We start from the raw sequence: 13927 nt of genomic DNA, 5'->3' as shown, positions 1-13927 counted from the left end.
CGCTCCGGACCGGTGCTGCTACATGTGCCCGAGCAGGCCCTCGATCGGCCCACGGGCGAAGTACACCAGGAATCCGATCGCCACCACCCAGAGCAGCGGGCTGATCTGGCGGCCCTTTCCGGCGAGCGAGCGGATGACCACCCAGCTGATGAAGCCTGCGCCGATGCCATTGGCGATGGAGTAGGTGAGCGGCATCACGATGATCGTCAGGAACACGGGCAGCACGACCGAGAACTCGCTCAGATCGATGTGACGGATCTGGACGACCATCAGGGCTCCGACGATCACCAGGGCCGCGGCAGCCACCTCCAGCGGCACGACCTGGGTGAGCGGCGTGAAGAACATGGCGAGCAGGAACAGCGCGCCGGTGACCACGCTGGCGAAGCCGGTCTTGGCTCCCTCACCGATCCCCGACGCCGACTCGATGAACACCGTGTTGGAGGACGAGGAGGTGCCACCGCCGACGATCGCGCCGACACCCTCCACGATCAGCGCGGACTGGAGGCGCGGGAAGGTGCCGTCCTCGTTCGCCAGGCCCGCACTGCGCGCCAGGCCGGTCATCGAGCCCATGGCGTCGAAGAAGTTGGTGAAGACGAGCGTGAAGATGAGCATGGTCGCGGCGAGGGCGCCGATGCGGCCGAACGCGCCGAACAGGTCCACGTGGCCCACGAGGCTCAGGTCGGGCAGGGAGACGAGCGAGGTGGGCAGCTGCGGGACGGTGAGATTCCATCCGGCGGGGTTCTTGCCCATCGACGGGCCGACGTGCCAGATCGCCTCGGCGATGATCGCGACCACCGTCGCCCCGACGATGCCGATGAGCAGCGCGCCCTTGACCTTGCGCGCCATCAGCACGCCCATGATCGCCAGGGCGATCAGGAAGGTGATCGTCGGCAGGGTGGCGATGGAACCGGCGTCACCCAGCTGCACGGGAGGCGACGAGAATCCGGTGGTGCGCACGAATCCGCTGTCGACCAGTCCGATGAACGCGATGAACAGACCGATGCCGACGGTGATCGCCGTCTTCAGCGGTGCCGGCACGGCGTTGAAGATCAGCTTGCGGAGGCCGGTGGCCGACAGCACCACGATGATGATCCCGTTGATGACGACCAGGCCCATCGCCTCCTGCCAGCTCAGGATCTTCACCACGTTGACGGCGAGGAACGAGTTGATCCCCAGTCCCGCAGCGAACGCGAACGGCAGTCGCGCGACCAGGCCGAACAACACGGTCATCACGCCGGCGCTCAGGGCCGTCACGGCGGCGACCTGCGAGGTGCCGAGCGCGTGGCCCAGCACATCCTTCGTCCCGCCCAGGATGAGCGGGTTGAGGATGACGATGTAGGCCATCGTGACGAAGGTGAGGACGCCGCCGCGCACCTCGGTGCCCCAGGTGGTGCCCCGTGCGGTGATCTCGAAGAAGCGGTCGAAACGCCCCGTGGTTTTCGTGGGCGCGCTGGTCGTAGCGGAAATGGTGACTCCCGTAGGATCGGTGGGCGGTGCCCGGCGAAGACTCAGGTCGGTCGAGTATGCGCGAGTTGCGCAGCACCAGCCTATTCCGACTCCCACCTGACGAAGGACACGCATGGCACTGCCCTGGACCCTGCACAACGACGGCACGAAAGTGGGAGCGCACGAGATCGTGCTCCCCGGCGAGCGGCTGACCTGGCCGCGCACGATCGGACTCGGCGCCCAGCATGTCGTGGCGATGTTCGGAGCCACCTTCCTCGTGCCGCTGCTGACCGGATTCCCGCCTGCGACCACCCTGCTGTTCTCGGGCGTCGGGACGCTGCTGTTCCTCGTGATCACCGGGAACCGGCTCCCGAGCTACCTGGGGTCGTCGTTCGCGTTCATCGTGCCGATCATCGCGGCGACGAAGGCGCACGGGATGCCGTCGGCTCTCTTCGGGATCGTGGTCACCGGCGTGCTCCTCGCCCTGGTCGGCCTCATCGTCGTGCTGACGGGGACGCGCTGGATCGACGCGCTGATGCCCCCGGTCGTGGCTGGAGCGATCGTCGCCCTGATCGGGTTCAACCTCGCACCGGCCGCCGGCGCGAACTTCGCCAAGGCGCCGGTGACCGCTCTCGTCACGCTGGCCGCGGTCATCCTCTGCACGGTGCTCTTCCGGGGAATGCTCGGGAGGCTGTCCATCTTCCTCGGCGTCGCCGTCGGCTACGTCTTCGCCGTCCTCGCCGGCCAGGTCGACTTCAGCAACGTCGCGAAGGCGGCATGGATCGGCTTCCCGCAGTTCACGCTGCCCGCGAACCCGTTCACAGCTCCCGCATCGACCTGGGGCATCCTGCCCGCCTTCCTCCCCGTGGTGCTCGTGCTGATCGCGGAGAACGTCGGGCACATCCGCGGCGTCGCGCAGCTCACCGACCCGTCCGTCAACCGGGTGACCGGCCGGGCGCTCCTCGCCGACGGCGTCGCGACCACGATCGCCGGGTTCTTCGGCGGCTCCGGCACCACGACGTACGGCGAGAACATCGGTGTGATGGCCGCGACGCGCGTCTACTCGACAGCGGCGTACTGGGTCGCGGGCATCGTGGCCGTGCTGCTCGGCCTGTCGCCGAAGGTCGGAGCGGTGATCGCCACCATCCCTCCGGGCGTTCTCGGCGGCGTCACGACGGCGCTCTACGGCCTGATCGGCGTCATCGGCGTCAAGATCTGGCTGGACAACAAGGTCGACTTCTCGAAGCCGACGAACCAGTTCACCGCTGCGACGGCACTCATCATCGGCATCGGAGACTTCACGCTCAATCTCGGCCGGCTCACCTTCAACGGGATCGCGCTGGGCGCCATCGCCGCGATCGTCGTCTACCACGTGATGGCGGCCGTCTCCCGCGCCCGCGGGACCGACTGAGCCGACGACCCCGCCTACTGGTGGAAGAACGGGATGATCAGGTACAGCCCGTAGAGCACCGCGAGGCCGCACAGGGTGAAGCAGGCGCAGGCGGCTGCGAGAGCCAGCCGCTTCTGACCGGTGCTCAGCGGGTTCTTCCGCTGCGCCTTCTCCGCCTTGCGCTGCAGCTTCGCGGCCCTCTCGGGCGTCAGCACGGTGATCGCGTCGGTGAACTCGACCGGCTCGACGAACAGCGCCCGGCCGGCGACGGCGAGCAGCCGCGTCCCGAGCGCGTAGAGCGCCACGACCACGCACGCGCCGATGAGCGACGCGGCGAAGACGACGACGAAGGCGGCCCAGTCGATCATGCGGACTCCTTCTTCGGCCGCTGCCTCTTGAGCGGCTTCACCTTCTCGATCTTGACGACCTTGCCGGAAGCAGCGACGTCGCTCCTGCCCTGGACCGGCAGCGGTGCCACCGCGTTCGCGCTGCTGACGCGATTGCGGCTCGCCCGCCAGAAGATGTAGACCACGATGGCCAGGCCGATAACGAGGTCGATCGCCACGCCGACCGGTCCGAGGTTCGCGAGCAGCCCGGCGGCCGCGCCCACGATCGCGGCGGACGGCAGGGTGAGGAGCCAGCCGAGACCGATGCGGCCGGCGGTCCCCCAGCGCACCGACGAGCCACGGCGGCCGAGGCCCGAACCGATCACCGAGCCGGACGCCACCTGCGTGGTCGAGAGAGCGAAGCCCAGGTGGCTGGAGGCGAGGATCGTGGCGGCGGTGCTGGTCTCGGCGGCGAAGCCCTGTGCCGGCTTGACATCTGTGAGGCCGCGGCCGAGCGTGCGGATGATGCGCCAGCCACCGGAGTAGGTGCCGAGGGCGATCGCCATCGCGCAGGCGATCACGACCCAGATCTGCGGGCCCGAGCCGAGCGGCTGGATCCCGGCGGCGATGAGGGTGAGGGTGATGACGCCCATGGTCTTCTGCGCGTCGTTGGTGCCGTGCGAGAGCGCCACGAGCGACGACGAGAAGATCTGCCCGTACCGGAAGCCGCCGCGGCCGTCGGGGCGGCCGTCGTAGCGCCGGGTGATCCAGTACGCGAGCTTGGTCGCGCCCCAGGCGACCACTCCGGCCGTGAAGGGTGCGATGAGCGCCGGCAGGATGACCTTGTCGAGCACCACGATGAAATCGATGGCTTGGAGGCCGGCGCCGACGATGGCCGCTCCGATCAGCCCGCCGAAGAGGGCGTGGCTGGAGGACGACGGGAGTCCGTACAGCCAGGTCACCATGTTCCAGACGATGGCTCCGACGAGTCCGGCGAAGATCAGGACCGGCGTGATCTGCACACCACCGCTTCCCTCCCGGATGATTCCGCCCGAGATCGTCTTGGCGACCTCTGTCGACAGGAAGGCGCCGATCAGGTTGAGCACTGCGGCGAGCGCGACGGCCACCCGGGGTCGCATCGCCCCTGTCGCGATGGGGGTCGCCATCGCGTTGGCCGTGTCGTGGAAGCCGTTCGTGAAGTCGAAGAAGAGCGCCAGCGCGATGACCAGCACGACGATGAGGGTGAGGTCCACCGTTCCCTTTCCCGCGTTGACGCTGCCTCGTTGTCGGATGCTGTCCCTCGCGAGGGATTCATCGAAAATTCATGCACATGACCTGGCGCCGTTAGAACGCCGATCCGATGCTCGCACGACCTCCTGGCGAGGTCAAACCCGGGCTGCCGACGGATCAGAGCGGGCCGACGGAGACGACTCTCACTACGGCGACACTCTCACGTGCCGAGTCTTCGAGAAAGACATCGGCCGTTATCCCCCAATCGTGATCCCCCTCGGGGTCTGCGATGATCTGGCGCACCCGCCAGAGGCCTTCCTGCCCGTCCGGTTTCTCGTCGACGAGGAGCATGGCGGCGGACCGCGCGGACGCGTCGGTGAGGATCTCGTCGTGCTCGGCGTAGTACGCCTCGAGGGCCGCATCCCACTGCGCTTCGGTGAACGGGGGCGCCGCGGCGCCCGGCCCTTCGGCTCCGGTCAGTGCTGCCGCCTCTACCTCCAGCATCCCGAGGTCGGCGACGCGGTCGAGCGCGGCCAGCTGGATGCGGCGGAACAGCTCGTTGCGCACCAGCACGAAGAACGCACGGCGGTTGGTGGTGACGTTGCGGGGCGCCGGGGGGCTGAGCTCCGCCGTCTCTGCGGTGTGCCTGGCGAGATCCGGGTGGACCAGCTCCTCCCACTCGTCGAGCAGGCTGGAGTCGACCTGCCGGACCAGCTCGCCCAGCCACTCGATGATGTCGCGCAGTTCTTCGGTGCGGAGATCGAGCGGGACGGTCTGGTTGAGCGCCCGGTACGCGTCGGACAGGTAGCGCAGGACCACGCCCTCCGACCGCGCGAGCTTGTAGAACGCGATGAACTCGCCGAACGTCATGGCCCGCTCGTACAGGTCGCGCACGACCGATTTGGGGCTCAGCTCGAAGTCGGCGACCCAGGGCTGGCTGGACGCGTAGGTGGCGAACGCTTCGTGCAGCAGCACGTCGTGGGGTTTCGGATGCGTGACCTCCTCGAGCGCCTCCATCCGCTCCTCGTACTCCACGCCGTCCGCCTTCATCGCGGCGATGGCCTCGCCGCGCGCGTTGAACTGCTGCGACGAGAGCACCGGCCGGGGATCGTCGAGGGTCGCTTCGACGACCGAGACGATATCGAGGGCGAACACCGGCGACTCAGCGTCGAACAGCTCGAAGGCGGCGAGCGCGAACGGCGACAGCGGCTGGTTGAGGGCGAAGTTGGGCTGGAGGTCGACCGTCAGCCGGATCCACACCTCGCCGCCCTCGCGGACCGCCTCCACGACGCCGGCGGTGAGCAGCGACCGGTACAGCTCGATCGCGCGCCGGGCGAGCGCGAGTTGCCGCTTCCGGGGTTCGTGGTTGTCGAAGACGAGCTCGCGCACATGCCGGAAGACGTCGCCGCCGCGGCCGATCACGTTGATGAGCATCGCGCTGGTGATCTGCATCGACGAGGTGAGCGTCTCCGGCTCGGCCTCGACGAGCCGGCGGAAGGACGGCTCGCCCCAGGAGACGAAGCCTTCCGGAGCCTTCTTCCGCACGATCTTGCGACGCTTCTTGGGGTCGTCTCCGGCCTTCTCGATGGCCTTCAGATTCTCGGACTCGTGCTCGGGGGCCTGCGCAACGACCGTTCCGGCCGTGTCGTAGCCGGCGCGCCCGGCCCGGCCCGCGATCTGGTGGAACTCGCGGGCGTTGAGCTGCCGCATCCGTGTCCCGTCGAACTTCGTGAGGGCGGTGAGGAGCACGGTCCGGATGGGGACGTTGATGCCGACGCCCAAGGTGTCGGTCCCGCAGATGACCCGCAGCATCCCGCGCTGGGCCAGCTGCTCGACCAGACGCCGGTACTTGGGCAGCATCCCCGCGTGGTGCACGCCGATCCCCTGACGCAGCAGCCGGGAGAGCGTCTTGCCGAAACTCGTCGTGAACCGGAACTCGCCGATGGCGGCGGCGATCGCATCCCGCTGCTCCCGACTCGCGATCTTGGCGCTCGACAGCGACTGAGCCCGCTCCAGCGCCGCCAGCTGCGAGAAGTGCACGACGTAGACAGGCGCCTGACCGGTGCTCAGAAGGTCCTCGATGGTCTCGTGCACCGGGGTGACTTCGTAGTAGTAGTGCAGGGGAACGGGACGTTCGACGCCGGTCACGGTCGCGGTGGCGCGCCCGGTGCGGCGCTCCAGATCGGCGGCGAGCGCCGTGACGTCCCCCAGCGTGGCCGACATGAGCACGAACTGCGTGCGCGGCAGCGTGAGGAGGGGCACCTGCCAGGCCCAGCCGCGTTCCGGGTCGGAGTAGAAGTGGAACTCGTCCATGACGGCCTGCCCCACCGGCGTCTCGTCTCCGTGCCGCAGCGCGAGGTTGGCGAGGATCTCCGCGGTCGCGCACATGATCGGCGCGTCGGCGTTGACGGAGGAGTCGCCGGTCGTCATACCGACGTTCTCGGCACCGAAGATCTCGACCAGCGCGAAGAACTTCTCCGACACCAGGGCCTTGATCGGCGCCGTGTAGTACGTGCGCTCCCCACGGGCCAGCGCTGCGAAGTGCGCGCCGACGGCGACCAGCGACTTCCCCGTCCCCGTGGGCGTGCTCAGGATGACGTTCGCTCCCCCGACGACCTCGATCACGGACTCGTCCTGTGCCGGGTACAGCCGGATGCCGCCCGCCTCCACCCACTCGACGAAGGTGTCGTAGACGGCGTCCTCCGACACCGAGCCCGGACCCGCCCAGCCGGGGATGTCCTCGAGGCGCAGGCGTCGAGCGGTGGACGTGGTGGTGTCGGACATGATGCCCCCAGCCTCCCATGCTCGCGCATGTGCCGCGCCCGCATCCGCTATTGGCGGCCACACAGCCGGCGGCTCTACGTTTACCCCATGACGGACTTCTGGCGGCCGGCAGGTGCCGGCGTCGCGAGCGTTCTCGCGGGCGTGGGCGCCGCCGAGCTGGTGAGCGCGTTCGTCGTGCAGAACGGCAGTCCCGTCCTCACCGTGGGCGCCCTGCTGATCGATCTCGCGCCCGGATGGGTGAAGGAGGCCGTGATCGGCCTGTTCGGCACCGGCGACAAGGCCTTCCTCATCGTGTCGCTGGCCGTCGTCGTCATCATCGGCGCCGGGCTGGCCGGCTGGCTCGAGCGCGTGCGGCCGCCGGTGGGCCGCATCCTGATCGGGGTCGGCGGCGCGGTCGGCGTGCTGGCGGCTGTCACGCGTTCGGGCAACGGAATCGTGGATGCGGTGCCCTCGGCCCTCGCGGCGCTGGTCGGCATCCTGCTGCTCGGCTGGCTCATCGGGATCCTGCGCGACACGCAGCCGACGCGCGTGGCTCCGCTCGGGCGCGTGAGCCGGCGGCGCTTCCTCACCACCACGGCGGCGACCGCCGCGGCAGGGGCGGTCGCACTCGTGGTCGGCCAGGCGGTCGCAGGCGGTTTCCGCGCGGCATCGGCCGCCCGAGCAGCGTTCCACCTGCCGCGGCCCGCGCGCACGGCGCCCCCGATTCCGCCGGGGGCGTCGTTCGACATCCCGGGCCTTTCGCCGCTCATCACGCCGAACGCCGACTTCTACCGCATCGATACGGCTCTGCAGATCCCCGGTATCGCGCCGGAGGACTGGCGCTTGAAGATCACCGGGATGGTCGAGCACGAGGTGGACCTGACCTTCGCCGAACTGCTGGCGCTCCCCCTGGAAGAGTCCACGACGACCCTCACCTGCGTGTCCAACGAGGTGGGCGGTGACCTCATCGGCAACGCGACCTGGCTCGGCTACCCCATCCGGCATCTCCTCGCCCGCGCGAAGCCGAAGCCGGACGCCGACATGGTCCTCTCGACGAGCCAGGACGGCTGGACCGCCGGCACCCCGATCGAAGCCCTCACCGACGAGCGCAACGCCATCCTCGCGGTCGGGATGAACGGGCAGCCGCTGCCGCTCGAGCACGGCTACCCGGTGCGGATGGTCGTGCCCGGGCTGTACGGCTACGTCTCCGCGACCAAGTGGGTCGTCTCGCTGGAGGTCACCCGCTTCGACCAGCACACGGCGTACTGGACGGACCGCGGCTGGTCGGAGCGCGGGCCGGTGAAGCTGTCATCGCGAATCGACGTGCCCGCATCCGGACGACAGGTGAACGCGGGGACGGTCACCGTCGCCGGAGTCGCCTGGTCGCAGCACGTGGGCGTGAGCGCTGTGCACGTTCGCGTGGACGAGGGCGAATGGCAGGAGGCGACGCTCGCCGACGCGATCTCCCCCGACACCTGGCGCCAGTGGCGGTACGCCTGGCAGGCGACCCCCGGCACCCACACACTGCGGGTGCGGGCGACCGACGCGAAGGGGATGGTGCAGACCTCGACGGTCCGCGACGTCGTTCCCGACGGTGCGACGGGGCTGCACAGCATCCAGGTGACAGTGGCGTGAGCGCCGGCGCAGTGTGATTGGCTGAGGACATGTCCCTTCCACCTCTGGTCGAACCCGGGCCCGAGCTGAGCCTCGAACGCGCCGCGCGGTACGCGCGCACGACGCAGCTGCCGGGATTCGGACCGCTCGCCCAGCGCCGCCTGCGCAACGCGCGGGTGCTCGTCGTGGGCGCGGGCGGACTCGGATCCGCCGTGCTCCCGCTCCTGGCGTCGGCCGGATTCGGGACGATCGGAATCGTGGACGACGACCGGGTCGAGCTGAGCAACCTGCCGCGGCAGAGCATCCACACCCCTGCCGCCCTCGGGCGATCCAAGGTGGAGTCGGCCGCCGCAGCCGTGCACGCGCTCGACGCCGAGACCGAGGTGCGGATCTTCGCCGAGCGGCTGACCGCGGGAAACGCGCGAGGGATCCTCACGGGCTTCGACCTCGTGCTCGACGGCAGCGACAACTTCCCCACCCGGTACCTGGTGGACGACGCAGCGACGCTCGCCGGCATCCCGGTCGTGTGGGGCGCCGTCCACCAGACGGGTGGACAGGCGGGGCTGAGCTGGGCGGCGCAGGGACCGACGTACCGCGATCTGTTCCCGGTCCCGCCGGCTCCCGGCACCGTCGCCAGTTGCGCGGAGGCCGGCGCGCTGCCCTCGGTGTGCGGGGTGATCGGGAGCCTCCTGGTGGGCGAGGCGATCAAGCTGGTGACCGGGACCGGCGAACCGCTCCTCGGCCGCGTCGTCGTGCACGATGCGTTGCGCGGGACGTTCCGCGAGCTCGCGTACGAACGCGATCCGCAGGCGGCGCCGGTGACGGAGCTGATCGACTACGACCTGTTCTGCGGCGTCACGGACACGATGTCGGCGGCGGAGCTCCACGCGCGCCTGCTCGCGGGTGAGCCGCACACGCTGCTGGATGTGCGGGAGCCATGGGAGGCGGACGTCGCGTCGCTCCCCGGGTCGCTGTTGGTTCCCTTGCGGGTGGTGCAGGCCGACCCGGCGGGTGTCGCGGTGCGGCTGCCCGCGGATCCACTGGTGATCGTCTGTCACCTCGGGATCCGGGCGGAGACCGCCCGGCGGCTGCTCGCCGAGGTGGGGACGCGCGGCGTCGTCCTCGCGGGCGGGATCGACGCCTGGTCCCGGGACGTCGACCCGGAGGTCCCCCGGTACTGACCGGCACGCCCCTTCGCGGGATACTGAGCGTATGACACGCGACCTCTCCGCGCCGGCGCGCACCGTCGAGGAGCATGCCGGGATCGTGGCGCGGATGCTCGAGCCGCTCTCCGAGGAACCCGCAGCCGAGACCGTCCCGCTCGACCGCGCCGTCGGCCGGGTGACCGTGGACGAGCTGCGGTCGGAGGTCGACCTGCCGCTGTTCCGCAACTCCCAGATGGACGGCTACGCCGTACGCGCGGCCGACATCCACTCGGTGCCCGTCGCCCTCGAGGTGAGCGGCGACATCCCGGCCGGTCACACGGTCCCGGTGACGCTCGTCCCCGGCACGGCTCTCCGCATCATGACGGGCGCGCCTGTGCCCAGCGGGGCCGACGCGATCGTGCCCGTCGAGGACACGGAGCTGGTGCTGGGCCGCGACGACGACCTCGCCGGGGCGGTGGTCGAGGTCCGGCGTTCGCGCGCTCCCGGCGAGTACGTGCGGGAGCGCGGCAGCGACGTCCGCCGCGGCGACATCCTGGTCGCGGCAGGCACCCGGCTGGGTCCGCATCACCTGGCCGCGCTCGCAGCGGCCGGGGTCGAGAACGTGGCGGTACGCGCGCGGCTGCGGGTCGGCATCCTGACCACCGGATCGGAGCTCGTCGCGAACGGAGCGCCCGGCTTCGGCCAGGTCTACGACGCGAACAGCATCGCCCTCGCGGCGCTCGTGGAGGAGGCCGGCGCCGTCGTCTCGGTGCGTGCCAGCAGCGACGACGCCCCGGAGGCGTTCGAGCGCGTCCTCGACGATGCGCTCCGGCAGAGCGACCTCGTGATCACCTCCGGCGGGATCTCGAAGGGCGCCTACGAGGTCGTGCGGGAGGTGCTGCTCCCGCGCGGCGCCGACGTCACCACGGTCGCCATGCAGCCCGGCGGCCCCCAGGCGACCGCCGTAGTGGACGGGGTGCCGGTCCTCGCCTTCCCCGGCAATCCGGTGAGCACGCAGGTGTCGTTCGTCGTCTTCCTGCGCGGGCCGCTGCGCGAAGCGGCCGGGCTGCCCGCGGTGTCTCCGCGGCAGGCCGCGCTGAGCGAGGGGGTGCGGTCGGTGGCCGGCCGGCGCCAGTTCCTCCGCGGACGCCTGGACGATGCGGGGGGCGTCGCCCCGGTCTCCGGCCCGTCGTCGCACCTGGTCGCCGGGATGGCCAAGGCCGACGTGCTCATCGACCTGCCCACCGAGACGGAGTCGCTCGACGCGGGCTCGGTCGTGACAGTCTGGACGCTATGACGCAGCTCACCCACCTGGACGCCGACGGCCGCGCCCGCATGGTCGATGTCGGAGGCAAGCCGGAGACCGACCGCGAGGCCGTTGCACGCGGGCGGTTCGTGACGACACCCGAGGTGATCCGCCTCGTGGCGGCCGACGACCTCCCCAAGGCCGACGTGCTGGCCACCGCCCGCATCGCGGGGATCGGCGGCGCCAAGCGGACGAGCGAGCTCATCCCGCTCTGCCATCCCCTGCCGCTGAACGGCGTCCGCGTCGACTTCGAGCTGGATGCGGAGGCGGGCGTCATCGAGATCGAGGTGGTGGCACGCACCCACGGGCGCACGGGCGTCGAGATGGAGGCGCTCACGGCCGTCGCGGTCGCCGGGCTCACCCTCCACGACATGGTGAAGGCGGTCGACCCGGCCGCGAGCCTGACGGACGTGCGGCTCGTCGCCAAGAGCGGCGGGAAGCGCGGTGACTGGCGGAGGGATGCCGAGGCTGCGCCCACGGAGGGCGGCGCAACCATGGAAGGCGGCACGGAAAGCGCGGCGACAGCGGAGCGCGGCCGCAGCATCGAGCCGTCGACGAGCACCACCGTTCCCGCCATCGTTCTCGTCGCCTCTACGCGCGCCGCCTCCGGCGTCTACGAGGATGTGACCGGTCCGGTCATCGCCGACTGGCTGGCCGAGCGGCGCCTCCCGGCCGAGGTGCGCGTGGTCGCGGACGCCGACGTGGATGCGGCCCTGCGCCAATCCGTCGCCGAACGCCCCCGGGTGCTCATCAGCACGGGCGGCACCGGCGTCTCCCCCACCGATCGCACGCCGGAGGCCACCGCCGCGGTCCTCGACCGGCAGCTCCCCGGCGTGGCCGAGGCGCTGCGTGCCCGGGGTGCCGCGGCCACGCCGCTGGCGGCCCTGAGCCGCGGGCTGGTCGGTGTTGCCGGCTCGACGCTCGTGGTGAATCTGCCGGGCTCGCGCGGCGGCGTGGTGGACGGCCTCGCCGTCCTGGACGAGCTCCTCCCGCACCTGTTGGACCAGCTGCGGGGAGGCGATCACTCATGAGCCACGTACTGGCGGCCGTCACCGGGGACCCGCTCGACCCGTCCACGGTCGATGAGTTCGTCTGGGAGGCGGAGGCCGGGGCCGTCGTCTCGTTCCGCGGTGTCGTGCGCGACCACGACGGCGGGAAGGGCGTCGTGTCGCTCGACTACCGCGCGCATCCCGAGGCCGAGGGCTTCCTCCGCGAGTGCTGCGAGGAGGTGGCGCGGACGACAGGGCTGCGGGTCGCCGCCCAGCACCGCGTCGGCTCTTTGACGATCGGCGACCTCGCTCTGATCGCCGCGGTCGCGGCACCCCATCGAACCGAGGCGTTCGCTGCCTGCGCCGAGCTGGTCGAGATCATCAAGGCGCGCGTCCCGATCTGGAAGCGACAGCACTTCACCGACGGCGAGTCGGAGTGGGTCGGGCTCTGACCCTCGGTCCCTTCGCTTCCCCATCCGCATCCGCGGCTCTACGATAGTTTTCATGCCGCAGATACGGATCCGGGATGCCGCCCTCTATCTCGGCGTGAGCGACGACACCGTCCGTCGCTGGATCGAGGGAGGTGTGCTCGCGAGCGAGCACGACGCCGCAGGTCGCAGTGTCGTCGACGGCCTGGAGCTCGCCCGCCTCGCGAAGCAGAACGCGGTGCTGCCCGACGATCCGTCCGGCGCCGGCGGTTCGGCGAGGAACCGCTTCGTCGGCCTGGTGACCGACATCGTCATGGACCGGGTGATGGCCCAGGTCGAGCTCCAGTGCGGTCCGCACCGCGTGGTGTCCCTGATCAGCAGCGAGGCGGTCCGCGAGCTGGGCCTCGAACTGGGATCGGTCGCGGTGGCCGTCGTCAAGGCGACCAATGTGATCGTGGAGGCTCCCGGCACGGCGGCCACGCGATGAGGCGCACACGCGTTGCGTCCGCGGCCGTGCTCGCCGCAGCCGCGGTCGCGCTCGCCGGCTGCAGCGCCGCCTCCGCCGGAGCGCCTCCGCCGACGAGGTCCGACACCAAAGTCACCGGGACCGTCACCGTCTTCGCCGCCGCCTCCCTCACGAAGACATTCACGGCGCTCGGCACAGCGTACGAGGCCGCGCATCCGGGCGCCGAGGTCACCTTCTCGTTCGCGGGGTCCTCCGACCTCGTCTCCCAGCTGACCGCGGGCGCGCCCGCCGACGTCTTCGCCTCGGCGGATCAAGCCAACATGCGCAAGGCCGTCGCGGGAGAGGTCATCGAAGGCTCGCCCGTGGACTTCGCCACGAACGTCCTCGCCATCGTCGTGCCTCCCGGGAACCCCGCGCACGTGACACGCTTCGCCGACCTCGCGTCCCCCTCCATCAAGACCGTGATCTGCGCACCGCAGGTGCCGTGCGGCGCGGCGACGGCGACCGTCGAGAAGTCGTCGGAGGTCACCCTGCATGCGGTCAGCGAGGAGTCCTCGGTCACCGATGTGCTCGGCAAGGTCAGCTCGGGCGAAGCGGATGCGGGCATCGTCTACCGGACGGATGCGGAGGGCGCAGGCGCACGGGTGGAGTCCATCCCGTTCCCCGAGGCCGCGAAGACGGTGAACGTCTACCCGATCGCCGCCGTCGCCCATGCATCGAACGCGGGCGGAGCTGCGGCGTTCATCGCCTACGTCACCGGTCCAGCCGGGCGGAAGGCGCTCGCGGCCGCCGGGTTCGGCGCCCCGTGAGCACGGAGGCCGGCA

The 13927-nt window shown here is 70.6% G+C and carries 12 protein-coding genes; 8 read left to right on the top strand and 4 right to left on the bottom strand.

Going from position 1 to position 13927, the window contains the following annotated elements:
- Nucleotides 1-18: 18 nt before the first annotated feature.
- Nucleotides 19-1467: an NCS2 family permease gene (locus ACPYOG_RS03770; protein ID WP_481292938.1), complete on the bottom strand. Its 1449-nt coding sequence runs from the start codon at nucleotides 1465-1467 to the stop codon at nucleotides 19-21.
- Between the two features lie 112 nt (nucleotides 1468-1579).
- Between ACPYOG_RS03770 and ACPYOG_RS03765 the strand changes: the two genes are divergently transcribed.
- Nucleotides 1580-2857: a uracil-xanthine permease family protein gene (locus tag ACPYOG_RS03765; protein WP_481292921.1), complete on the top strand. Its 1278-nt coding sequence runs from the start codon at nucleotides 1580-1582 to the stop codon at nucleotides 2855-2857.
- Nucleotides 2858-2871: 14 nt separating this feature from the next.
- On the opposite strand, the gene ACPYOG_RS03760 is transcribed toward ACPYOG_RS03765, so the two are convergent.
- From ACPYOG_RS03760 to ACPYOG_RS03750, 3 genes are all read right to left on the bottom strand, one after another.
- Complete coding sequence (locus tag ACPYOG_RS03760) at nucleotides 2872-3204, bottom strand: peptidase (protein WP_481292920.1); 333 nt, start codon at nucleotides 3202-3204, stop codon at nucleotides 2872-2874.
- On the bottom strand, nucleotides 3201-4415 hold the full coding sequence (locus tag ACPYOG_RS03755) for an inorganic phosphate transporter (RefSeq protein WP_481292919.1): 1215 nt from the start codon (nucleotides 4413-4415) through the stop codon (nucleotides 3201-3203). Before ACPYOG_RS03755 ends, ACPYOG_RS03760 begins: the two co-directional genes overlap by 4 nt.
- Before the next feature lie 154 nt (nucleotides 4416-4569).
- A complete protein-coding gene (locus tag ACPYOG_RS03750; protein ID WP_481292918.1) occupies nucleotides 4570-7176 on the bottom strand; it encodes a DEAD/DEAH box helicase in 2607 nt (868 codons plus the stop codon).
- Nucleotides 7177-7263: 87 nt separating this feature from the next.
- Here ACPYOG_RS03750 and ACPYOG_RS03745 point away from each other — a divergent pair, with 87 nt between their 5' ends.
- Genes ACPYOG_RS03745 through modA form a run of 7 tightly spaced genes read left to right on the top strand, consistent with a single transcriptional unit; the run spans nucleotide 7264 to nucleotide 13912 of the window.
- A complete protein-coding gene (locus tag ACPYOG_RS03745; protein ID WP_481292917.1) occupies nucleotides 7264-8790 on the top strand; it encodes a molybdopterin-dependent oxidoreductase in 1527 nt (508 codons plus the stop codon).
- Nucleotides 8791-8819: 29 nt separating this feature from the next.
- Nucleotides 8820-9950 carry a ThiF family adenylyltransferase gene (locus ACPYOG_RS03740; protein ID WP_481292916.1) on the top strand — a complete coding sequence of 377 codons (1131 nt, stop codon included), beginning with the start codon at nucleotides 8820-8822 and terminating at the stop codon, nucleotides 9948-9950.
- A 31-nt stretch (nucleotides 9951-9981) separates the two neighbouring features.
- Complete coding sequence (locus tag ACPYOG_RS03735) at nucleotides 9982-11211, top strand: molybdopterin molybdotransferase MoeA (RefSeq protein WP_481292915.1); 1230 nt, start codon at nucleotides 9982-9984, stop codon at nucleotides 11209-11211.
- Nucleotides 11208-12251 (top strand): bifunctional molybdenum cofactor biosynthesis protein MoaC/MoaB, encoded by a 1044-nt coding sequence (gene moaCB, locus ACPYOG_RS03730; RefSeq protein WP_481292914.1) that lies wholly within the window; start codon nucleotides 11208-11210, stop codon nucleotides 12249-12251. Before ACPYOG_RS03735 ends, moaCB begins: the two co-directional genes overlap by 4 nt.
- Nucleotides 12248-12661, top strand: coding sequence for a molybdenum cofactor biosynthesis protein MoaE (locus tag ACPYOG_RS03725; RefSeq protein WP_481292913.1), 414 nt, complete (start codon nucleotides 12248-12250; stop codon nucleotides 12659-12661). Before moaCB ends, ACPYOG_RS03725 begins: the two co-directional genes overlap by 4 nt.
- 52 nt (nucleotides 12662-12713) lie before the next feature.
- Nucleotides 12714-13124, top strand: a complete 411-nt coding sequence (locus ACPYOG_RS03720) for a TOBE domain-containing protein (RefSeq protein ID WP_481292912.1) — start codon at nucleotides 12714-12716, stop codon at nucleotides 13122-13124.
- Nucleotides 13121-13912 (top strand): molybdate ABC transporter substrate-binding protein, encoded by a 792-nt coding sequence (gene modA, locus ACPYOG_RS03715; protein WP_481292911.1) that lies wholly within the window; start codon nucleotides 13121-13123, stop codon nucleotides 13910-13912. Before ACPYOG_RS03720 ends, modA begins: the two co-directional genes overlap by 4 nt.
- Nucleotides 13913-13927 lie beyond the last annotated feature (15 nt).

This window comes from Leifsonia sp. HAY1-4F, from assembly GCF_056755275.1.
This window is presented reverse-complemented; position numbering and strand designations above follow the sequence as displayed.